The sequence below is a fragment of the Gorillibacterium sp. sgz306347 genome (assembly GCF_059735245.1).
In genome coordinates this window covers 1-21,926 of the sequence record NZ_JCAPET010000044.1, presented here as the reverse complement: position 1 = coordinate 21,926, position 21,926 = coordinate 1, and the positions used below count along the sequence as shown (strand labels likewise).

General features: G+C 57.0%; 16 protein-coding genes and 1 pseudogene. 7 read left to right on the top strand and 10 right to left on the bottom strand.

All coding sequences use genetic code 11. The features are described 5' to 3' along the window. Positions 1-41: 41 nt before the first annotated feature. Positions 42-386: a hypothetical protein gene (locus AC6I6H_RS18565; protein WP_497955495.1), complete on the bottom strand. Its 345-nt coding sequence runs from the start codon at positions 384-386 to the stop codon at positions 42-44. Positions 387-469: 83 nt separating this feature from the next. Between AC6I6H_RS18565 and AC6I6H_RS18560 the strand changes: the two genes are divergently transcribed. Continuing rightward, complete coding sequence (locus tag AC6I6H_RS18560) at positions 470-2,431, top strand: M28 family metallopeptidase (protein WP_497955494.1); 1,962 nt, start codon at positions 470-472, stop codon at positions 2,429-2,431. Positions 2,432-2,529: 98 nt separating this feature from the next. Here the strand turns inward: AC6I6H_RS18560 and AC6I6H_RS18555 are convergent. Then, positions 2,530-2,864: pseudogene (locus tag AC6I6H_RS18555) on the bottom strand (transposase); the annotation flags it as partial. 242 nt (positions 2,865-3,106) lie between these two features. Here AC6I6H_RS18555 and AC6I6H_RS18550 point away from each other — a divergent pair. Next, positions 3,107-3,625: a hypothetical protein gene (locus AC6I6H_RS18550; RefSeq protein WP_497955493.1), complete on the top strand. Its 519-nt coding sequence runs from the start codon at positions 3,107-3,109 to the stop codon at positions 3,623-3,625. A gap of 417 nt (positions 3,626-4,042) precedes the next feature. Here the strand turns inward: AC6I6H_RS18550 and AC6I6H_RS18545 are convergent, their stop codons facing one another. From AC6I6H_RS18545 to AC6I6H_RS18530, 4 genes are all read right to left on the bottom strand, one after another. Further along, on the bottom strand, positions 4,043-4,681 hold the full coding sequence (locus tag AC6I6H_RS18545; RefSeq protein WP_497955492.1) for a flavodoxin family protein: 639 nt from the start codon (positions 4,679-4,681) through the stop codon (positions 4,043-4,045). After that, the gene (locus AC6I6H_RS18540) at positions 4,678-5,178 is read right to left on the bottom strand and encodes a flavodoxin family protein (protein WP_497955491.1); all 501 of its coding nucleotides are present in this window, start codon (positions 5,176-5,178) and stop codon (positions 4,678-4,680) included. The genes AC6I6H_RS18545 and AC6I6H_RS18540 overlap by 4 nt, the downstream gene beginning before the upstream one ends. Before the next feature lie 23 nt (positions 5,179-5,201). Further along, on the bottom strand, positions 5,202-5,759 hold the full coding sequence (locus tag AC6I6H_RS18535) for a TetR/AcrR family transcriptional regulator (RefSeq protein ID WP_497955490.1): 558 nt from the start codon (positions 5,757-5,759) through the stop codon (positions 5,202-5,204). A gap of 281 nt (positions 5,760-6,040) precedes the next feature. After that, positions 6,041-11,152: a fibronectin type III domain-containing protein gene (locus tag AC6I6H_RS18530; protein ID WP_497955489.1), complete on the bottom strand. Its 5,112-nt coding sequence runs from the start codon at positions 11,150-11,152 to the stop codon at positions 6,041-6,043. Between the two features lie 462 nt (positions 11,153-11,614). Here AC6I6H_RS18530 and AC6I6H_RS18525 point away from each other — a divergent pair, with 462 nt between their 5' ends. From AC6I6H_RS18525 to AC6I6H_RS18515, 3 genes are all read left to right on the top strand, one after another. Then, on the top strand, positions 11,615-12,328 hold the full coding sequence (locus AC6I6H_RS18525) for a queuosine precursor transporter (protein WP_497955488.1): 714 nt from the start codon (positions 11,615-11,617) through the stop codon (positions 12,326-12,328). Positions 12,329-12,582: 254 nt separating this feature from the next. Next, a complete protein-coding gene (locus AC6I6H_RS18520) occupies positions 12,583-13,128 on the top strand; it encodes a guanylate kinase (RefSeq protein ID WP_497955487.1) in 546 nt (181 codons plus the stop codon). A gap of 195 nt (positions 13,129-13,323) precedes the next feature. Continuing rightward, on the top strand, positions 13,324-13,752 hold the full coding sequence (locus tag AC6I6H_RS18515; protein WP_497955486.1) for a hypothetical protein: 429 nt from the start codon (positions 13,324-13,326) through the stop codon (positions 13,750-13,752). 236 nt (positions 13,753-13,988) lie between these two features. On the opposite strand, the gene AC6I6H_RS18510 is transcribed toward AC6I6H_RS18515, so the two are convergent. The 4 genes from AC6I6H_RS18510 to AC6I6H_RS18495 form a co-directional block, all read right to left on the bottom strand. After that, complete coding sequence (locus tag AC6I6H_RS18510) at positions 13,989-15,764, bottom strand: ABC transporter ATP-binding protein (protein WP_497955485.1); 1,776 nt, start codon at positions 15,762-15,764, stop codon at positions 13,989-13,991. Positions 15,765-15,769: 5 nt separating this feature from the next. Then, a complete protein-coding gene (locus tag AC6I6H_RS18505; RefSeq protein ID WP_497955484.1) occupies positions 15,770-17,641 on the bottom strand; it encodes an ABC transporter ATP-binding protein in 1,872 nt (623 codons plus the stop codon). Positions 17,642-17,744: 103 nt separating this feature from the next. Next, complete coding sequence (locus AC6I6H_RS18500; protein ID WP_497955483.1) at positions 17,745-18,752, bottom strand: DoxX family membrane protein; 1,008 nt, start codon at positions 18,750-18,752, stop codon at positions 17,745-17,747. Between the two features lie 70 nt (positions 18,753-18,822). Then, positions 18,823-19,800: an EAL domain-containing protein gene (locus AC6I6H_RS18495; RefSeq protein WP_497955482.1), complete on the bottom strand. Its 978-nt coding sequence runs from the start codon at positions 19,798-19,800 to the stop codon at positions 18,823-18,825. A gap of 358 nt (positions 19,801-20,158) precedes the next feature. Here AC6I6H_RS18495 and AC6I6H_RS18490 point away from each other — a divergent pair, with 358 nt between their 5' ends. Both AC6I6H_RS18490 and AC6I6H_RS18485 read left to right on the top strand, forming a co-directional pair. Continuing rightward, on the top strand, positions 20,159-21,298 hold the full coding sequence (locus AC6I6H_RS18490) for a serine hydrolase domain-containing protein (RefSeq protein ID WP_497955481.1): 1,140 nt from the start codon (positions 20,159-20,161) through the stop codon (positions 21,296-21,298). A 373-nt stretch (positions 21,299-21,671) separates the two neighbouring features. After that, positions 21,672-21,926, top strand: a 255-nt coding sequence (locus AC6I6H_RS18485; protein ID WP_497955480.1) for a hypothetical protein, incomplete at its 3' end; no start/stop codon positions are given.

Genomic DNA, 21,926 nt, shown 5'->3' with positions numbered 1-21,926 from the left:
TTTTATGTACTCTCTAAAAGGTGCTATAAAAGAGAATGTGCTTAAGTCGTACCTACATGGCTCGTGTATTGGTAAACACTAGTCTGATAAGTTTCTCCGCATGCACAGGCATAGTAGGTGATCTTGTAAGTAGCAGTAGGTTGGCAATAAACATAGTAATATCCGCTTCCATCGGGGTATGCCACTTGATGATAGTGAGAACTTCCTTCAGGTTTTGTTGTGTAAGACGTCCCTGCATTATGGTATTGGTGGGATCCTTCCCAAACCGGACAAGGAACGTACCGGGGTGAAATAACTTCATTTTCCTTGCTTTCCGCAAAAGAAGAACCCGCAGAAAGCAGCATTAGAACAATAAAACTTAAGCAGAACATACTGATTTTTTTCATATTTTCACCTCCTTTCTAGAATATGGTATAATTATGCTATGAATATGTCAATTATATGTTTTGCTTTTATAAGGAGGAATATTATGAAATGGAAGCCATTTTCTTTGTGTATACTTCTTTTTTTGACTGGATGTGTTCATGTAAGGGGAGATGATGAACCAAAAAACACAATTAGCTCCATTGTGCACGAGTTGACAGGAGAGAAAATGAACGGACGTTTGACTGGAGCCCCGGGCAATGTGGAAGCCGGTAACCGCATCGCTGATCATTTTTCCGAAATTGGCATAGTGCCTTATAAAGGCAGCAGCTACTTTGTCCCCTATGAACATAAACTGCTTGATCCGGACAAACAGGTATACACTCTCACGGTCATCTACAAAGATGGAACCGTGCAGGATTTGAAATACGGAACGGATTTTCTTGAATTAATGCCGGCTCCGAACACTGAACTGGAATCCCTTGTTTCGTTCCAAATATCAGACTCCTCACCCGGTAAGGCTATCATATTGCAAGATAAGAAAGACCTTCCAAGTGCTCTGGAATCAGCCAAAGCCGTTCTCTTGCCAACAACACATTTTGTTAAAACCATCAATGCGAAAAAAAAGTCCACCGTGCCCATATTCCAAATCAGCGAATCAGTTTATCAGAAGCTTGAAAAGAAGATGGATGGGATTGCTTCCCTAAAAATCAAGACTCTCTTAACAGAAGAAAACATCACAGCCAGCAACATCATCGGGATAATCCCCGCCAACACAGAAAAGACGGAAGGTCACAAAGACGCGATCATTCTATCCGCTCATTTCGATCATGTTGGCTGGTCTGGAGATACTGTGTTTCCCGGTACTATTGACAACGCAACTGGCGTTTCCGCTCTCATCCAGTTGGCCTACAATCTCCAGCAATACGCCAAGGATCATCCCGTCGGCTATGACTTAATTTTTGCCGCTTTTAACGGAGAGGAGTCAGGACTTCAAGGGAGCCAGGCATTCGCCGGGACATTTTCGGGATACGGCCACGCTTGGGGGATCAATTTGGATTCGATCGGGTTCAAAGATGCCATCAAAACATTTGTTGTCGGCGAATCTGCCAGTGAGAATTTTGTCCAGTCTCTAACCTCCTTCCTGTTGGATCACGGATATCCTGTTGAGAAAAAAGTAAATTCCGGATTGGTAAGCGACCATCTGGCCCTTCAAGGCGCTGTCACGGCAGCTATAACCGTCAGTCAAGATCCTGACGGGGATGCCCATACTGATCAAGACAATCCCGAGATGCTTGATGAAGCAAAGGTAAGACAGCTTATGGATGCCATTTTCAATTTTGTGATCACTCAGTTGGAAGAAAAAGAGCATGCCCACGAGCATAACGAACTGCCGAATCGGTTACCGGCGGATTCGGTGGCTTCATCAACGCCGTTCTTTTCGACTGGACAGTCGGAGCCCGCTGCTGATCAAACATCCAATCTTAAAATCTCGCAATACATAAAGAAGGAAAACGTCCTTCTAACAGGGACCAACTACGTATACATGGACAAAGCAACAGCGGAACGGGAGGTGGGGAATCTTTCTTTTCAACTGCCTGCTCAAATACTTCGGTTCAAGCCCGCCATAATCAAGCTATCGATTCTTCCGCCAAGCTTACCTGTGGAAGAGTTTACCGAACTTGAGGAAGGCATTGTTTATGACAGAACACTGACAGGCGAAGACTTCGTAAACCTTCAACTGATCTACAATGACGACCGCGGGGACGGGATTTGGATCAATATCTCGAGGACAGACAATTCTGTGTTAAATGGCAAAGACTATATCATTAATTGGGGAGAGAAGAGCGTTCTGACGGAGCGCACGTGGAATGGCGCATTGTATTCCCTCGACATCCGACAAGGAAAAGTAGCCTACGTCAAACTTCCGGGAGAAACACAAAAAAGCATGTACATTCAATCATCCGACACAACCATCAAGGAAGAAAATGTACCGGGTTTCATCGATTCTTTGGAGCTTGAAACCCTTTTCCCCTCCATTTTCCCGCTTAAACCGGAAAACTCATAGTTTGAATTGCTCCTCGCACAAAAAGAAGGTGTCCCAAAAGCAGGTTTCTGGAACAGACCACAAAGCATAAAAGAGAATATGACGTAAAAACGAAGGAGCTAAGCGATCTGTTTTCGCTTAGCTCCTTTGTTCTTGGCATCAGCCGCCGCCTTCATCAGCAAATTGTGGGCAAGCGAAAGCCACACGACCTCAAGGCTGACCTTCGGCAAGCCTCGAAGCAGGAATCGTTTAAAGCCTCGGTTGTTCTTCAGATCGCCAAATACCGGTTCCGGTTCAATCATTCGTCTCCTGGCCAGGGCAAACCCATCCTCGCTGCGGAGCCGTTGGCGGCCTTGTTCCTTTAACCGCCAATACGTCATGCTGACTCTAATTTCACGGTTACCTTCGTACACTTTGCCTTCAGCGGACAGTCTTCGCAATCGGCACTTCGATAATAAAGGTGTGCCAAAACTTCTTCTGGAACGATCGTTCAAATTCAGAACGGTGAGCGGGCTAATTATAGTGCGGTAGTTGTTAGTGGAGCTATCTGGAAATGAAGTGATTTTCATGCATATAGCAGGCTGTCGAGAAACCTCGATGGCCTGCTTGATTTTTTTCTGAATACTATGTTTTTTGTATCTTTTTCCATTTAGGTGCGTCTACTATACAGGATCGAATGAAGGGGAGGAATTCCTGATGAAAAGATGGATCTTGATACTCCTCCTGCTCTTCCCCTTGCTTGGTTGCGACGACAAAGGAACAGACGAAAATGCTGCCGGAACGCTCGCAAGCCCCCCAATGGTCTCAGATCCAGGACTGTTCGAATCCCCAGCGGCACCTATCGCCAGCCCCGCACAATCCGAGCCGTTTCAATCCGGAGTATCGTTTGACGTGATGCACTATCACAACGACCTTTTGAATGAACAAATGCTCCAAACGTTACAAGATACCCTGGAAGCGATGATCGCCAAAGACAAGGAGCGGTTCGTCGCCAATTTCGTTCCGGGCCGGGAAAAGGGAAGCCTGTACTGGGTCGAAACCGACAACGAGTATCAGTTTTTAGACCTTGTGTCGAGTCAAGAAAGAGACGAAAAAAGCGTAAACGTCAATTTGGAGTATCGGCTCAAACAACCCGGGCAGCCCGCCCGCACGACCGGAGTGACGGTTACATTTGAAAAGCACGATAGCCTTTGGAAAGTCTACATGATTGATTAACCATCCATCCGGGAAAATTACAACTATCGGCAAAAGAGTGGCGGGCGAGGATCAACGGGCACAGGACGGGGGACGGGAAATCCCAGAAGGCTTTGCGCTTGCAAAGCGGGGACAGTAAGTGCAAAAAAGCAACTATTCAAGTGATTTATTCTATTTTTCGTCAGATAGATGCAAAAAAGCAATTATTTCTCTCGATTTCTTCGAAATTCGCTTGTTTATTCGAAAATAAGTGCATACAGGAAATTATTTCGCGACAGGAACGCGAAGTCATCGGAATTAAGTGCCGCTGTGCACCTATTTCCCTTCTTTTCCCTTGCCATCATTGGCTTGTGCCTGCCACTTGCAGCTTTTAACCAAGAAAAAAGAGACAGGAGGAAGGGGGCGAGTCCAACGGGGGCGCTGATGTCCTTTCGCCAACTATAGCCGCCTCAGCAAATCCTTTTTCTTCAGGCCGTTTTTTTTGGCAAGGTCGTGCCAAAACGAGTGGGACGCGGCAAATCTCCAGGCGAAGCGCGGGAAATTCGGACTGACCAGCATGGACTCCTCGGTGCTCCGAGAACGAATATTGTGGGCAAAACGCTCCATGGCACGCCCCAAATTTTTCAGCGGCCCGTGCCCAAGCGGGACCTTTTCCATCAGTTCCAGCATTTCACCTGCCCCTTGCCCGAGTCCCTGACCGAAATGCAGGCCGCACCGCAGGCACCAGTTTTTCAGGATATCCAATGCGATGTGATTTTGATGCCCTTCAAAAAAGCCGTTGTTTATCATCGCATAAACATAGATTTCCTTCTCGCGTTCCGCCTTCATATAGCCCTCAAGGGCAACCAGCATCCCCATCAAATGGGACGGCAATCCATCTACATAGAGAGGCGCGGCAATAATCAGGGTATCCATGCGGCAAAGCTCGCTGTATTGCTCGGGGGAGAGCGGTTTTTTGCTTGGACGATAAGAGGTAAGCTCATGGCCGGAGCCGATTAGCGGCTCAAGTGCTGTGAGCAAGCGGGCTGAGTTGCTCTGGCCTGTTTTGGGGCTTCCGTTAATCAGGGCAATCTTCATTGTAACCCCTCCTTCATGGCTTGCAGGCTGGGATGGAAATAGACCCGGTTCCCGGTAGAATACAGATTCACGCTATTTGCCGACACCAAGGCACGAGCCGTTTTCTGCTCGGCATCCGTGATGTCTTCCCCATAAAAATGCACCGATAGCGAGAAGGTGTTGTCGTAACGCTTCCGGTGATGGGTCTCTCCATTTTTCATTGTAAAATAAGGCAGCAGGTAGGAGATGCTTCGGTTTATCACATTGGAAATAAAGGGACTGTAGCTCCCATAATGGCATCTGCTAATGATCTCCAGCTCCTGGCACTTGGAGAGAAGTTCCCCCATATGCTGATAATCATCCTTTATCACACATACACCAGGCGTTCGGACCCAGCACCCAAAGCAGCCGATGCATTTACGGATGGTGCCATTGTCCGAGATGACTTTTGCGTCAGAATGGTCTTGAACCAACCCCTCATAATCTTGCTGAGACAAATCATGAATCAACAGTTTCATTATTGCTCCTCCTTCTCCATCTCTTACGTAGAAAACAGATCCCGCCAATTCCCGGAATAGCGAACCCCTTCGTTGGTAAGGAGAGAGGCAATCCCGTGTACCTCCGCCCACAATACAATTAATTTTTTCGAATACTCTTGCTCCGGTATCCCGCTGCTTTGAAAAATTCCATAGGCAGTGCTTCGAAACAAGGCAAAAGGCGGATAATCATCAGCCGAACGGTTATCCAGGTCAATGGTTAGCCCCGAATGATAGAAGAGAAACTGAAAATATGAAGGGTTTTCTATAAAAAAGTCAATATAGGACTGCCCGAGCAAGGCTATGGCTTCCGGACTGGTTTCCTTTCCGGCAATGGCTGTACGCAGCTTCGTCGTAAATTGCCCGGTGACATGGTCACCCATGGCGTAAATCAGCTCCTCGATATTCGTAAAATGGCTGTAGGGCGCGGTATGGCTGACCTTGCATTTCGCAGCGACCTTCCGTAAGGAGAAGCCCTCTAAGCCTTCTTTGTTAATTAGTTCAATCCCGGCCTCGATAAGCTGGTTTCGCAAATTGCCGTGATGATACGGTCTCTCCTTCATCGCCAATTTCCTCCTCCCCCAAATCTTACCGCTGTTAAGATTATAGTCCAACATCTTTACATCGGTAAGATGACTTAAGTCACCACTCTGTTCCGCCTGCCAAAAATGCCAAACAGCGATTTTCCTCAAACCGGAAAACCGCTGCTTGGCTGCCTCTTTAAGCTTATGACTGTCTCACAAAGAAAGGGAAACGGCATTCGCTGCCGGCTAAATCCTGGGCAAAAGGGCTAGCAGGATCGCGCCCTCCGGACCCGTTCCTTTGGTGCCGGCGAAGAGCGCCTTCACTCCGGCGCAGGCACGCCGGCGTACATCGTTTTGGTCAAGGTGTTGTTGGTCTCATCCATTTCGCGGTAGCGGAAAATGTCGTTGACCATGAAGCCGACCTCGTACACGCCGTCCTGCGGAACGAGCCAGGTGCCCGGGCCGTTCGGGCCGCCGTTTGCGGTCAGGGTGACCGATTCGCCCGGCTGGATCGGCTGGCTGTAGGTGTCGGTCCAGCCGACCACGCCGTCGTCGATGGTGAACGCGCCGCCCGTCACCACGCCGGCCGGTGTCGCCCGGGTGCCGACGTTCTTCACCGTCGCCCGGAACGTCACTTCGTTGCCGGTCGCGGGCGAAGCGGGCAGCCACTCGAAATCGGTGACGATCATGTCCGGACCCGGCTGCGGCGGCGCAGGATCGAAGCCCAGATATTCGATCCTGTTGACGGCCACGGTGCCGCTCTGCACTTCGATCCGGATCAGGTGCAGCCCCTCTTCCAGGTTCTCGGCGCTGTAGACCATGCGGTCGTAACCCTCCAGCGCCGCCCGGGTCAGGTCCACCGTTGCCGCGTGCTCGCCGTCGATGTAGACGTCGGCGATGCCCATGTTGGCCTGGACCCGCGAATACCAGCGGAAGCCGGTTCCCTTGAAGGCAAGCTGGGCGTAAGCCCCCGGTTCGTTTGCGTCATGGGAGCCGCCTTCGGCGCTGACGGCAAAGCCCGCCGAATAATCCATCGCGCTGTGATCGTGCGGGACGTTGACCCAGGCCGGTTCCGGCGCATAGCTTCCCGGCTCCAGCACGAAGTAGTCGATGTTCGCCCCGCCTCCGTCCGGCGCAATGCGAATCGTATTGGCCCCGGGCTGAAGCTGCAGGTTCACCTTGACTTCGCCGTAGTGCCCTTCCCCGTTCCATGCGCCGGTGGAAGGCAGGGTGGCGGTCGTTTGCTTCTCGCCGCCGACATAAATCGCTTTCTTCGCGTTTTCGTTGGCAGCGTAGCGGATCGTCAGCACATGCGGGCCGCCCTCACCCGCGCTGATATTCAGCAGCGTCAGGCTGCCGCCCTGCGTCTGGCCGACGCCTTTTCCGCCCGATGCGGCGGAATCGTTATAGACGGCAAGCGTTTGATCCCGCTCGGCAGCCTCGGCCTCAAACTTCGGTCCGCCCGGCGTTACGGGCATCGGCGGAGTCGTCACCGTGCCTGACGCGGAAGCGGGCGACAGATTGCCCGAAGCATCAAACGCAACGATTTGGTACGTGTACGCCGTTTCCGGCTGAACCCCCTGATCGGCGAATGCCGTCAGCGTGCGGGGCAGCGTGTTGATCCATTCGCCGTTGCGGTATACGCGGTAGCCCTCCACCGCCTTATTGTCCGAAGAAGCCGTCCAGGAAAGGCTGATTTGCTTGTAAGACGCAAGCGCCGCCGTAACCGCTCCCGGCGCGGAAGGCGCCTGCGTTTCCTTCAGCGACAGAATATATTGGACCGCTTCACCCGGATTCACCGTTACGTTCAGCTCCACATCCGGACCCGCCGCAAGCGCGGCCACTTCCGAATGGGCCTCCTCGTAGGTGGCTCCGTCCCGGTAAAGATCACCCGTGTACGTTCCCGCCTGAGGCAGCTTCACCTTTACCTTCATGGTAACCGGCGTTTTCTCGAAGCTGACGACGTTCAAAAGCACCCGGTCGGAGCGGGCCCCGACGCCCGAGACACCAAGTCCCGCCGTATCTACGCCGCGGAACAGCACCTTTTTGCCTTCCAGTTCATCCGCATTTTGAATCGTATAGGGCAGCGGAGTGCCGTGAGTGGCATACGCGGCGGCCAGACGGCGGAACGTTTTGAGACGGGTTTCTCCCGGCTCTTTTCCATTCGCCCACGCAACCGTCGCTTCGGGCCGGTGGGTGTTCCAGTCGATGCTGTCGTCGAACAGGCCGAATGACGTGCTCCCTTCGCGGAAAAAGGCCGCATGCTGCATGATGTGGTCCACATACCCGACGTTGGCGCGCATTTCCCGGTCGAACGCCGAAGCGTAGCGGTAGGCAAAGGTGCCGTACATCGAGTTGTCGATATGGTTGTCGTTGCCGCCGGTCTCGCTCATCGCCATTTCCTTCGGGATGCTGCCGTTTCCTTCCGGATACGTAAGCAGCGTTTCGATCAGCGAGCCTCCGCGCGGCTGGGACACCCCGGTCCCCCCGTAGCTGTGCCCGTTGGCGATATCCGAAAGCTCGTCGATCGGCCTTCTCTGGGCCGGATCGCGCTCCCAGCCGTCCGGCGTGCCGTTCGACGGCCAGAATGCCCAGCCGGGGGCGACAATCTTCAGGTTCGGCTGATAAACGGCGCGGTCCTCGTGCAGAAGCCGCGTCAGCGCCAGAATCGCTTGCTGGTGCCACTTGAACAGACCCGGCTCGTTCTGCACCTCCACATATTGATACAAGTCGCCGAACCGGGCGGTAAAGTCGCGGAAGTAATTGCGGGCCGACGCCGAAATGGTTCCAGCCTGCAGCTCCGTATCGCTGCGGAAATTTCCGCCGAAAATGTTGATCATAGGCGCCAGGTTGAGATCGCGCAGCGTTTCCAGGTACTTCCTGCCGCCGGCTTCCCAGCTGGCCCGGGTGTCCGACCAGAAAGAGACGCGCATCCAGTTCCCGCTGTACGCGACGCCCATCCATTCCGCAAGCTGAGGAAGCAGGCGGGTCTGGTTGTCCCCGTAGTTAAATACGTTGCCAAGCGTTGTCCCCAAATGCACAAACCGGCCGTGAAGCGGCTCGACTGCCGGCGCGTCCAGCGCCTCCAGCAGCAGGTAATCCCACTCGTACCAGAGGTAGGGGTCCCCGCTCGGCTCGGCGTACAGCCCGCGGTCGACTTGCAGCTGCAGGGTGTTCGCTCCGGCCTTCAGCAGCTCCTTGGGAATGTAAAGCTGATACGTTTCCCGGAAGGCCGCCTTTTCGCCTTCGGCCGTCACCGCTCCGCTTCCCGAGATGCCGGCAATCTGGATCAGGCCGGCCATGCTCCCGTTGGCAAATACAGCCATCTGCGGGGTCGATTTGTAGGCATCGAGAATCTTAAAGCTGAACCGGACCCCGTTTGCGGGGACCTGCGGAAGGGTGAACGAGAGGTTCAGCGTGCCGTTTTCATCCGCCTTCATGCCTTTGGGCAGCAGGCCCCAATCCGTGCGCGTCGCCCAGTTGGCCGGAACAGCGACGGTTTCGGGAGCCCCGGAGGCGTCCTCGGCGAATTCCGCACCGCTGTCGTCCGCTTTCCCGAGCCGCCAAAGCGCGGTGGCCGGCTCGCTGCCGGGGGCAAAGACCGTGCCCTTGACGACAAAGGCGGTGCCGGAGACCAGCTTCATCCCCGCAAGCCCGTTCAAGGAAGCCGATGCTTTCACGCGCACCTGAACGCTGCCCGCCGCGTAATAGCGGTTTTCCAAAGGCTGCGGATTGGCTGCCGCCGGCAGCCAGGTCGCGCCCCCGTCCACGCTGTATTCATAGGCGTCCAGCGAGGGATACTCGGGGTTCGGTGTCCACCCGAACGTGTGGTTCTCATTGTCCACCACGGGGTTCGTCGGAGCCGCCGGCGCCTGTTTGACGTATACCGTTACGGACATATCGTCGACGTAAAGCCGGGCCCCCTCGGGCTTGACGCTCCGCCAGTCGGCCAGCCGCCATTCCGCCCGGAGGTCGAGCGGAGCCGTCCCGTCGGCTTTAAACCGGGGGTCCGCACCGGAGAGGATCAGCGTTTCCGCCACGCCTGTCCGTGCATTCGAGGCCAACGTGTCGCTCCGCGCATCCTTCCACTTTACGCCGTCCGAGGTATCCAGGGACCAGTACAAGTACGAGCCGGCTCCGTCCCCCCAGCTTCCGTCCTGCCAGCGGCGGAACTGCAGGCGGACGAGATAGTCGGGGTTACCGGCAAATTCCTGCAGCTCGGCGGACGTGAAGCCAAAGGAGCCGATCTGGCTCTTCCGTTCCTTGCCGGGCTGGGAAGCCAGCGCGATGGCTTTGTCTCCGTTGCGGAACGGATTCCCTTCCCACAGCGCGTTATGGCCGTCCCAGGTCGGGGCGGCTCCGACCCAGGGAGCGCCGCTCCCGGTAAATTTCCAGCTCTTCACGTATTTTGCTTTGTACGGAACGCCTTGATGGATAAGTTCATCCCCCGCCGCAGTAGCGGCTGTTGCCGTCTCCAGGGCATTGCTGGCGGGAGAAAGGTTGCCCGAAACGTCACGCGCTTTGACGGCAAACGAATAGGCGCTGTCCTGGGCGAGCCCTGTAACTTCATAGGCCGTTACCGCCCCTACCGCCGCAATTTCCCGGCCGCTTCCGTCATAGATGGAATAACCCGCCACGCCTTGGTTGTCCGCAGCCGGTTCCCAGGCCAAGCGGATAGAGGAGTCCGTCACGGCGGACGCGTGAAGAGCGGCCGGAGCGGAAGGCGCTTCGGTGTCCGGCACAATTCCGGCAACCGTCACGTTATCGAAGGAAGCTCCGATTTTGAACACCCGCAGCCCGATCGCCCCGGCGGTATACCGGCCGTCATTTACGGTCAGGATCGGGGTATTGGGATTGTTCACGAATACCCGGATTTCGCTTCCGATTGCCGTCACCTTCAGCCGGTAGGTCTGGTTCGGCTGGATGGGAAAAGCAGCGGTCGCAATGCTGTGGGCGCCGTTCTCCATTTTGCATACGACGACCAGGTCCCGATAAGGAATCAGGGCGATATAATAACCGCTGATGGCGTTCTCGCCGATCCCCGGGTTTGACGCACGAACCAGCAGCCCTGCGTCGCCGCTGTCCGCCAGGGGCTTAATATCCGCTTCTGCCGAAAAGTTGTCAAAAGAGGCCGACTGAGCCAGCGCTTTGAAGCCGAATCCTGCGTTAACCGTGTAAGCATAATCTTGGTAAGCGCTTTCAGTTACGGACCAGGTGCCTCCGTACGGCGTCCATCCGTCCGCATTTCCGTCATTAAAATCATCGTAAAAATCCAAAGGCGGCGCCTCTGCCGTCTGCACCAGCTCCGTACCGTCAATAGCGCCTTCCGTCTCTGCGTAAGCCAAGCCGTTCCATTGGGGAATCAGCAGGCTGATGATGAGCAAAAGAAAAATACCCGTGCGTCGGCCGTTTCGTTTACGTGCTCGGTACACGTCACTCACTCTCCACATGGTAGATTTGATCATCCGGTAATTGTCCGTCCGCCGTTGTTGTTAGGTTGGTTTTCGTGCGAATCATCCCCCTCCTCTCCTTTATGAAACCGCTGCCAACTTTGGAAGCGCCCAATTAGCCCAACACTGCAGCACCTGCAGGTTCTACCATTATATGTCTGAAATGGGACACACGGGGATGACGCGTATTCCGTTCCGTGTGATGGATATTATGGTACTATGTAGAAATGTGACGAAATATGGACAAGTTTGTCGACAGCAGGGCCTTACGGTCTGCTTCTTTCCATTTTTCCGCCGTTCTGTTATTCTGATAGTCGACCGCCCGGCGGGTCCGCTTAACGGAACATGCAGCATGCATCTCACGGGAGCAGCGGCCGCAGCGGTTATTTGACTGCTGCGCACAACTTTTCCGGCCCGGGCCGGCACCGTCAAGGGGGCTTTTTTGTGTACAACTTTATGTGGGGCGTTGCGTTTGTCGTGGTCAATTTCGCCCTGTTTTTGTTCTGTTACCGGTTTTTCGGCAAAAAGGGACTTTATGCCTGGATCGGCTTCGCTACGGTGCTTGCCAACATTCAGGTGGTCAAAACCGTGGAAATGCTCGGGCTGGTGATGACGCTCGGAAACACCATTTATACGACGATCTATATGTGCACCGACCTGCTGAACGAGAAATACGGGCTCAAGGAAGCGCGCAAAGCGGTGTGGTTCGGATTTTTCAGCTTGCTGGCTTCCACCGTCATGATGCAGATGGCGCTTTATTTCACGCCGCACCCGACGGAGGATTTCGCCCAAGGGCCGATGGAAACGATTTTCGGGCTTATGCCCCGGCTGGCGCTGGCGAGCTTGACCGCGTATTTTACCAGCCAGTTTCTCGATGTCCAGGTATACAGCCGGTTAAAAGCCCGTTTTTCGAAGTACAATCAGTTCTGGATTCGCACGAACGGCAGCACCGTCGTAAGCCAATTCGTCGATTCGCTGATCTTCTGCACCATCGCGTTCGCGGGACTGTACAGTTTCCAGGCCTGGGTGCAGATCCTGGTCACAACCTACCTGTTCAAGTTCATTATTTCGGTGGCCTCCACGCCCGCCATGTATATCGCCCGCAGCTTCCGCCACGCCGAAGACGAAGGGCCTGCCGGCAGCCGGCCGCAAGACTGATGACGGAAGGGCTGCCGGGCAAAGTGTTAGAGAGCTCGGAGAAGGAAAGAGCCTGCGGCGGGCCGAAGATAAGCGCCGCCTCACCGAAGGCAACTAACTGAACAGCACATGACCGGCGGATGCCCCGGAGCCTTGAACGGCTTGAAGGGGATGACTGGGTATGCGGGAGAGCGCGTGACGGCGGTCCGGTTTGCCGCGGAGAACACAACGACGAGCGGGCGCCGGCCCGTTTATTCAGGAGAGGGGTTGACGGCATGCCGTTTTTGCTGATTGCCTTTCAAGGTCCCAGCGCCTCCGGCAAAACAACCCTGCAGGCCGCGCTCGGCCTGCCGCGGGTGGTGACCTGGACGTCGCGCGCGCCTCGCGAGGGAGAAATGCACGGACGGGACTACTATTTCTCCTCCCGCCGAGAACTGGAGGCCGTGCACGCGGACGGCCGCATGCTGGAGATGACCGAGTACCAAGGGCAGCTCTACGGCACGCCGCTTTCCGCCATCCAGGGCATTATCGACCGGGGCGAGCCCCATTCGATCGTCCTGGACGCTCCCGGCGTCGCCAAGGTCCGCGCGGCGTTCCCGGGCCGGGTGCTCGCCGTCGGGGTGCTGGCGGAACGCGAGGAATGCCGCCGGAGGCTGGAGCGGCGCGGTCTGGCGCCCGCCGAGCTGAAGCGGCGGATGGCCTCTTACGCGGAGGAAGCCGCCGCGCTCGTTCAGTGCGATGTCGTCCTGCGAAACACGGACGACAACCTGGCCGCAGCGGAAGCGGTCATCGTGTTGCTGCGGCGCGGGTTCGGCGGTTAGGCTGCCCCCCGTTCCAAGGACAGGCTGCATGAGCAATTGAAAAGGATCTGTAACCTGTCACAAAATGAACCGCCGGAGGCCGCCAAGCCGCCAGGCGGTTTTTTCACAGTGTGCAAAACCTGTTGAGCAGCTTCCAATTCCTTCCCCAACCAACCTCGGTTATAATTGAAAATAAGGAATTAATGGGGGTGCTGCATGAGGCTGTTTCTTAATCTGAACGCCATCTCCGCTTTGTATGGGGCGGGGTTAACCGCACTTTTTCAATTGTGGGGAAGGCAGTATGCGATTTTGCGGATTACCGGGTGGACCTCGGAAAAGCTTTTGCTGATGATTGCCTTCTACAGCATTGGAATCGCCGCCGTAGTATCGCTGCTGGCCTTTTTCTGGACCCGGCGGTTCCTTGGCCAGTCCCGGGCAACATACTGGGCCGTCGCCCTTTGGTTCCCTTACTTCATGGTTTTTACTTGGCTGGCGGCATCCGCTATTCCGGTTGGGCCCGGAGAGTCGCCTGCCCCGGTGACAGGACTTTTCGTCATTCCCGTTTTCCTTGTTTATCCGTTCTACATTTGGGGAATGAGTTTTCTAAGCCTTCCGAAAATGAGCGCGCCCGTCATGGAGCAGTAGACCATCCATCACAGCAAAAGCCGCCGTCCCGCGGCACGACAATAAAGCGGCACCGCCCCGAGTGATCCCCTGGGAGCGTGCCGCTTTTTCATCCTGTTTTGCATCGGCTTTTTCCGCCGCATCCTTAGCTGCTGCGTTTGCGCCGGCCGAGCCCGGAGCGTACTGCCACGCCGTCGGCGGCCGTATCGCCCGCGTGTTACGTCCAAATCAACACGCGCCCCTGCGGAGCCGGCCGCTTATAACCGGCCCGGAACCGCCTGTTTGCGGAACTGGCTTTCATGCAGCCCGTAATAAAACCCTTGCTGCCGCAGCAGCTCGTCGTGCGAGCCGCGTTCGATGATCCGCCCGTCCTCCAGCACCAGAATTTGATCGGCGTTCCGGATTGTGTTCAGCCGGTGCGCGATCACCACGCTCGTGCGGCCCTCCATGAGACGCGACAGCGCCTCCTGAATCCGCACCTCCGTCACCGTATCGATGCTGCTGGTCGCTTCGTCCAGAACCAGAATCGGCGGATCGGAGAGAATCGCCCGGGCGATCGAAAGAAGCTGCTTTTGCCCTTGGCTGATGCCGCCCCCGTCTTGCGACAGCACCGTTTCGTAGCCATCCGGCATCCGCTCGATAAAGCCGTGCGCGTTGGCCTTCCGCGCCGCTTCCTCCACCTCCCCGTCCGTCGCCTCCGGGCGGCTGTACCGGATGTTCTCGCGGATCGTGCCGCCGAAGAGGAAGGAATCCTGCAGCACGAACCCCATATGGCGCCGCAGGCTCTGGCGGCGGATGCTGCGGATGTCCCGGCCATCGATGGAGATGCTCCCCGCCGAAGGCGTGTAAAACCGCGTCAGCAGCTGAACGATCGTCGTTTTGCCCGCACCGGTCGGCCCGACCAGCGCGACCGTTTCGCCCGGCTTGGCCCGAAAGCTGACGTCCGACAGCGTGTCCACGTCCCCGTTGTAGGAGAAGGTGACGCCGTCAAAGCGGATATCGCCCCGCACGTCCGCCATCTCTCCGGCCTCCGCCTCGTCCTGCTCCTCCTCGTCCTCCTCCAGCACTTCAAATACGCGCTCCGCGCCGGCCACGGCCGAAAGAAACGTATTGAACTGGTTCGCCAGGTCGTTTAAGGGCCGGACGAATTGACGGGCGTATTCCGCAAACGTCACGATGACCCCGACGGAAATTCCGCCGTTCAGGGCAAGCAGCCCGCCGACGCCGGCGATGACCGCAAAACTTACGTTGTTCAGCATGTTCATCAGCTTGGGAATAAAACCCGAGTAGGTTTGCGCCCAATACCCCGACTCCCGCAGCCGCTCGTTCTTTTCGGCAAACTCGGCAATGACGGCGGGCTCGCGCCCGAATGATTTCACGATCAGCTGTCCGGAGAGCGTTTCCTCGACAAACCCGTTCAGGTCGCCCAGGTTGCGCTGCTGCTCCTTGAACAGCCGGCCCGTACGCCGGGTGATCCACTTCATGCCCAGGTACATCAGCGGCACAACGCAAAGGGTAACCAGCGTAAGCAGCGGGCTGAGCCAAAGCATCAGGCCGAGCATCCCCGCGAATGTGATCAGACTGGAGAAAATCTGAATAAACGAGCCGCTCAGCGTTTGGCTAACGTTCTCAATGTCGTTGGTCAGGCGGCTCATCATTTCCCCGTGCTGACGCTTCGTAAAATAAGCGACCGGAAGCCGGTGCAGCTTCGCGAACAGATCGCGCCGCATTGTAAACACCGTTTCCTGCGAAACGCCAATCATCCAGTAGCTCTGAAGCGCCCCCGAAGCCGCTTGCACGAGGTACACGGCGCCCAGGAAAGCGATCAGCCGGACAAGCCCCGCATCCGCGCCGCCGTCCGCAAAATGGTCGATCGCCCGCCCGAGCAAATACGGCGCAAGCAGACTCGCCACGGAGCTTAGGACGACCAGCAGAAAAATCACAATCAAAAGCTTCCGGTGCTCGGCCAGATAGCGCCAGATTTTGCCGATGGTCGCCATGCTGTTTTTCGGTTTTTGCGCTTTTTTCGGCATCATCCTCATCCCGGCAGCACGCTCCCTTCCGCAAACTGGGAAGCGACGATGCGCCGGTACAGCCCCGAGGCTTCCGCCAGCTCCGCGTGCGTGCCTTCGGCGATCAGCCGGCCGTCCTCCAGGATGAGGATTCGATCCGCTTCCTTGGCCGTCGCGATCTTCTGGGTGATGATCAGCGTGGTGCAGCCGTACGCTTGCAGCGCCTCCAGCAGCCGCGCCTCCGTGCGCAGGTCCAGCGCGCTTGTGCTGTCGTCAAGCAGCAGCAGCCGAGGCCGGCGGACCAGCGCGCGGGCGATCGACAGCCGCTGCCGCTGGCCGCCCGAGAGGTTGACTCCGTTTTGCCCGACGGCGGTTTCGTACTGGTTGGGCAGCTTCAGGATTGTGTCGTGGATCTGCGCGTTTTGGGCGGCCTCGGCCAGCTCCTCCGGCGCCGCATCCGCTTTCCCCCAGCGCAGGTTATCCGCCACGGTTCCGCTGAACAGCTTCGTTTCCTGCGGCACGTAGCCGATCTGGGCGCGCAGTTCGTCCGGGTCGATGGTGCGGATGTCGCGTCCGTCCAGCCGGACTGTGCCTGCCTCCGGCTCATACAAGCCGGGAATCAACTGAAACAGCGACGACTTGCCCGATCCGGTCGCGCCGAGAATGGCCACCGTTTCTCCGGGTCGCACCCGGAACGAAATGTCGTGCAGGACCGCAGTCCGCATGCCGGGATAACGGAAGCGGACCCCGTCAAAAGCAAGGGCAGCCGGCCCGGCACCGGATTCGGCTTTACCGCCTTCGTCCGGGGCGGATGGGTATGTATCTGGCGTCTCGCCACCCGCGTCCTGCAAGCTTGTGCCATTCCCGCCGCGTTCCACGACTCGCACACCTTTTTCCCTGCCGATTTCCGCAGCGCCCTCCCCTGCCTCCGCAGCCTTCCGCACGCCTTCTGCTCCGCCCTCCTGCTCCAGCACCTCGGAGATGCGCTTTTGCGACGCGCGCGCCCGGGAAAGGCTGGAGAGAATCCACGACAGCATTGAAAACGCGCCGGCGATGCGCGTCGTATAGTTGACCACGGCGACGATGTCGCCCACGTTTGCTCCGCCCGCTTTGACGTCCAGGTTCCCGTGCCACAAAATGAACAGCACGCTCAGGTTCATCACAAACAGCAGCAGGGGAATGGAAAGCTCCATCCAGCGCATGGCGGACACGGTCTTTTCCTTCAAGCCTCCGCTGGCTTTCGCGAAACGGGCGATTTCATGGCCGGACCGGACCAGCGCCCGGATCCATTTCATGCCGCCGAGCGTCTCCCGCATGACAACGTTTGTCTGGTCCAGCCGCTCCTGAACGTTCTGGAACAGCGAAAACCCTTTGCGCATCACATAGACCATACCCGCCACGAGCAGCGGAGTCAGCACAAGCAGCATAAACGCCACCTTGAAGTCGACCAGAAGCGCCATGGTCAGGCTTCCGATCATCAAAAGCGGCGCGCGAAGCACAACCCGAAGGCTCATGAAAACGATGTTTTGAATTTGCGTAACGTCACTCGTGATCCGGGTGATCAGCGTGGACGCCGGAAACCGGCTGAACTGCGGATAGGGCACCGACTGGAGCCGGTCGAACAGGCTTTTTCGCAGGTCGCACCCGACATTCTGGCTGACGCCCGCCGCGTAGAACGAATTTACGATGCCCGCCGCAAATCCGATCAGGGACACCCCGAGCATCAGCCCGCCGTACCGCAGCACGGCGTCCATATCCTTTTGCTGCACGCCTTCATTGATGACGCGGGCCATCAGAAGGGGGTGCCAAAGCTCCACGGCCAGCTCCACCAGCATCAGGGAAAGGGCGATAAGCGCGGCACGGCGGTACGGTTTCAAGAAGACAGCAAACAAGCGCATGAAAAGCCTCCGGTTTCGTTTCCTGGCGATGAGGGTCTCGTCGGAAGTTTTTGCAATCCTGTTTTATGCGGAATCGGGGTTCCGCTGCCGGCCCGCCGTTGCCTCAGGCAAACCGGTAGTAAAGGATCAGGATGGTGCAGAGCGCGAAAATGAAATTCAAAAACACAAACACCATCCGGTGAATCCGGCTGTTGTGCAATTCAACCGGCGGTTTGTAAAAGCTCGTGCCCTCGATGATGAAAATCAGCAGCACGACATGGATCACCAAATGCCCGACCACTTCCGTCCAGCCGAAAATCATCGTGGTCATGATAAATATTCCGGTCAGCACGACGGCCAGAAGCCGGTTCAGAATGCCTACGACAAGCGCATAGCCGACCAGAAACTCGATGAACGCGCTCAGCACGACGAAAACCGCCGGCGCAAGGCCAAAGGTCGGGACGCTGTGCTCGCGAATAATATCCAGGCTCATATTGGGGTAAACCCACTTTTCCACGGCAACCCAGCAAAGCGAAAGTCCGGTCCCCAGGTACAAAAAAGGAAAGCCCCAATCCTCGTATTCGGTCCGGCTGATCAGCAGAACCGCAAAAATGGCCAGGTAAAACCCGTAGTCGAGCATGTGAAACACTCCGGCTTCCCATACCTGATACGCATACAGCCCGACGCCGAGCAGCGCGCCCACTTTGGTGGCCGCTTGATGCGGAATTAGGAGCAGGACAACCGTCGCCCACAGCACGGCCTCGGCCGCTGCCGAATGCAGATGAAACTCCGGGGCAAGCAGGTTGCCGGAGAAGCCCTGCACCGCAAGCGAAAGCGCGGTCCCATACTTCAAAATAAGCCGGGAATACGGCCGGAGCTTGTCCAGCATCCCATTCACCCGGCCGACCGGTCCGAGCTTTTCCAGGGACGGAAGCAGTTGGCTCACAATGGCCAGCAGCAAAGCGGTCGACAGGGCCGCCGCCATAAACAGCGGAGACAAAATCCGTTCCAGGCTTTCCTTGACAGGCGCTTCGGTGGTGAACCACTTGACATGCGAAAAAGCGGCGGCGGGAATCGTCAGCAAAAGCAGCGCCAGCAGAGAGGCGGCTGTGTATCGCATCCGTCTGTTCATACGAGCCCTCCAGTGCAGGGGAATGTTACTTCCCTTTACACCGGGGGGCGCCCGTCGAATCGCCGTCCGCTCAGACCGGTTCGGGCTTTCCGAACAGATACCCTTGGAAAAGCCGGTATCCTTTTTTCTTCAGCCAGGCCCAATCTTCTTCCGTTTCGACTCCCTCGGCCAAGGGAACGGACTCCGACACCCGGGCCGCCTGCAAAAACCGCTCCGCCATCGCCTGCTTGTCGGGGTCGGATGCGACGCCCTGGACATAGCTCATGTCCAGCTTCATATATTCGGGGCGAAGCTCCTCCAGCAGCTCGATCGTGCTGTACCCCTGCCCCACGTCATCCAGGGCGCAGGCGTAGCCTTCTCCGCGGTAATAGGCAAGAATCGCTTTCAGGTGCTCCACTTCTTTTACCTTCTCCGATTCGACCACTTCGAACACCAGCCGGGAAGGCTCGACCCCAAGCTCTTTTGCCGTACCGACCGTTGTATTCAGGCAGTGGGCGGGCGAGTAAATCGAGGAGGGGACGAAATTGATAAAAATGGTGCCCGTCAGCCTGGCTGCCGCGCGCACGGCCGAGGTCCGGCAGAGCCGGTCCAGCGAATAGAGGCGGTTGCGGCTGCGGGCCGCGTCGAACACGGTCCCCGGCGGGACCAGGCCGCCGTCCGGGGCACGGAACCGGGATAAAATTTCATAGCCGACGGGCTGCCCGTCGGCGTCGACGATTACCTGCCGGTAGGAGAGAACCGATTCATGCAGGATCACCTGATCCACCCAGCCCGCTCCCTGAATATCCGGAATTTCCTCGAGCGGCTTCCATTCCTCTTCGGCAATCCGGAACGACAGACCGTCGCCGTCCAGATGATCGCGGCTGAAATCGTAAAAATCGGCAATTCCCGATTCGCGGATGGCGAACACCTCCGCCTCCCGGCCTGCAAGCGAGCCGGCTCCCGTCAGGTAAGCCTCCAGCTGGGGCCGCACCTTCGCGTTTTCCTCTCCGGCAATCCGGATTTGATACACCAGCTCGCGGGGATAACAATGCTCGCAATTCGCCATCGGCGTTCATCCTTTTTCTTTTGGCATCGGCACAGCTGATGAACCGATTATAGCATAATCCTCCAGCGGTTCTTCAAAAGCGTTCCGGCTTTTTTGACCCGTTCGCCGGAACTTTTGACACGTCTGCCGGAACGCCCCTTTGCCGGTGCCGAGCTTTTGGCCCGCCTGCCGGAACGCCCCATTACCGATGCCGAGCTTTTGGCCCGCCTGCCGGTATTTTTGACCCGCCTGCCGGAACGCCCCATTACCGATGCCGCACGCCCGTCCGCACACTGGAAACCCGCCGGCGAAACGGATCGGAGCGCTGTGCCGTATTGGATAAAAAACGGGAACTCCCAGTTCCCCGGAGGTGTCCGTCTTGACCGAAGCCAACCAGCGTTTAAAGGACCTGTCCCGCGAGTGGGCCGAAAAGCATTATGGCCGCAAACAATTTCTCATCGCCGCTATCGGGGTTATCCGCCCGGATGGCGGCGAGGCCGTTTGGGGATACGCCGGAAGCAAAGCGGCTGTCCGTAGCCGTGGCCCGGCCGATAAAGCGGAATACGGCCGCCTTTTATTTGAAACGGGGTCGATCACCAAGGTTTTTACCGCCTCCCTGCTCTCCATTCTGGAGCGCCGGGAAATCGTCCGGCTGTCGGACACCGTCGGCAGCCTGCTTCCCGAAGCACAGGCAAATCCGGCCGCCGCTTCGATCACGCTGGAGCAGCTCGCCACCCATACCTCGGGCCTGCCCCGGTTGCCCGACAATTTGAGGGGCGCCGTCAAGGACAAGCGGAATCCTTACGCCCACTACAGCGAGGAGCAGCTGACGGGGGCCCTCCGGGAGCTGAAGCCGGCGAAGGAGGAGAAACGTGAACGGAGCGCCGTCGAGCGGTTCGTTTACTCCAATTTTGGCTTCGGCCTGCTGGGGCATCTGCTTTCGCTGCGGACAGGCCGAAGCTATGAACAGCTGGTTGCCGATGAAATCGCCGGCCCGCTGGACTTAAAGGACACGGCCGCCCGGCTAACCGGCGAGCAGGAAGGCCGTCTGGCGCCGGTCTTCACCGGCCGCGGCAAACCGACGCCGCTTTGGGAATTGGGCCCGCTGCAAGGAGCCGGCGCTTTGCGATCTACCGTGCCGGACCTGCTTCGTTTTCTGCGCCACGCTTCCGGGCAAACGCCGGGGCCGCTCGCCGAAGCCTTGGCCGCCTGCTGGCAGCCTCGGCTGAAGCTCAGCGAGGACCAGGCGGCCGGACTCGGCTGGATGCTCGCCATCCGCAAAGGGCGCACCTTTTGCTGGCACAACGGAGGGACTTACGGCTCCACCTCCTTCATGGGCTTTGACGCGGCTACCGGCAGCGGGGCCGTCGTGCTGCTCAATCACGGCCTGACCTTCGGGACGCAGCTGTGGTCCGCCCTGCGCGGCAAGCCTACGCCGGTCGACGCGCTCGGCATGCAGCTTTTGGATGCGCTGGCGGAGGAGGTCAGCCCCCCATCCGCTAACGTTGGTTTTCCCTGACCTAACCGCCCCCGTATCGCCGCGCCCCCTTCTCTAAAGAAGGTAGGGGCAGGATCCAGATTGGCTGCTATAAGCAGATAGCGACTAGAAGCACAAGACGGCTGGAAACGGCTGGCGATCCGGAAACATAGCGACTGGTAGCGGTCTGCACCATGGAAGCATTAAGCGACCGGTAATGGCCAGTGATTTATGAAGTATTAGACAATTAGGGAGCATTACTCGACCGGTAATGGCCAGCAACTTGGAAGTATTAGTCGACCGATAGCGCGTAGCAATTAGGGAGCATTACTTGACCGGTAATGGCCAGCAACTTGGAATCATTAGACGAGCGGTAACACAGAGTGATTTGGAAATATGAGGAGACCGGTAACGATTGGGCAATCAATATGCCTATGAGACGGCGGAGCGAATAAGTGCAAAACGGCATTTATTTTCGGTGGTTTCTAGGCTGTATCGGATAATAATTGCCCACCTGCACTTATTTCCTGGAAAAGCAGTGATAATTAAAGGAAACGGCAGAAATAAGTGCCTTTATGGACTTATTTGCCTGAAAACGCTCGGTAAAGACAATATTAGGTGCTCCTTTGCAGCTAGTATAAAAAGTGGACACCCTCTAGTGCAAGACAGA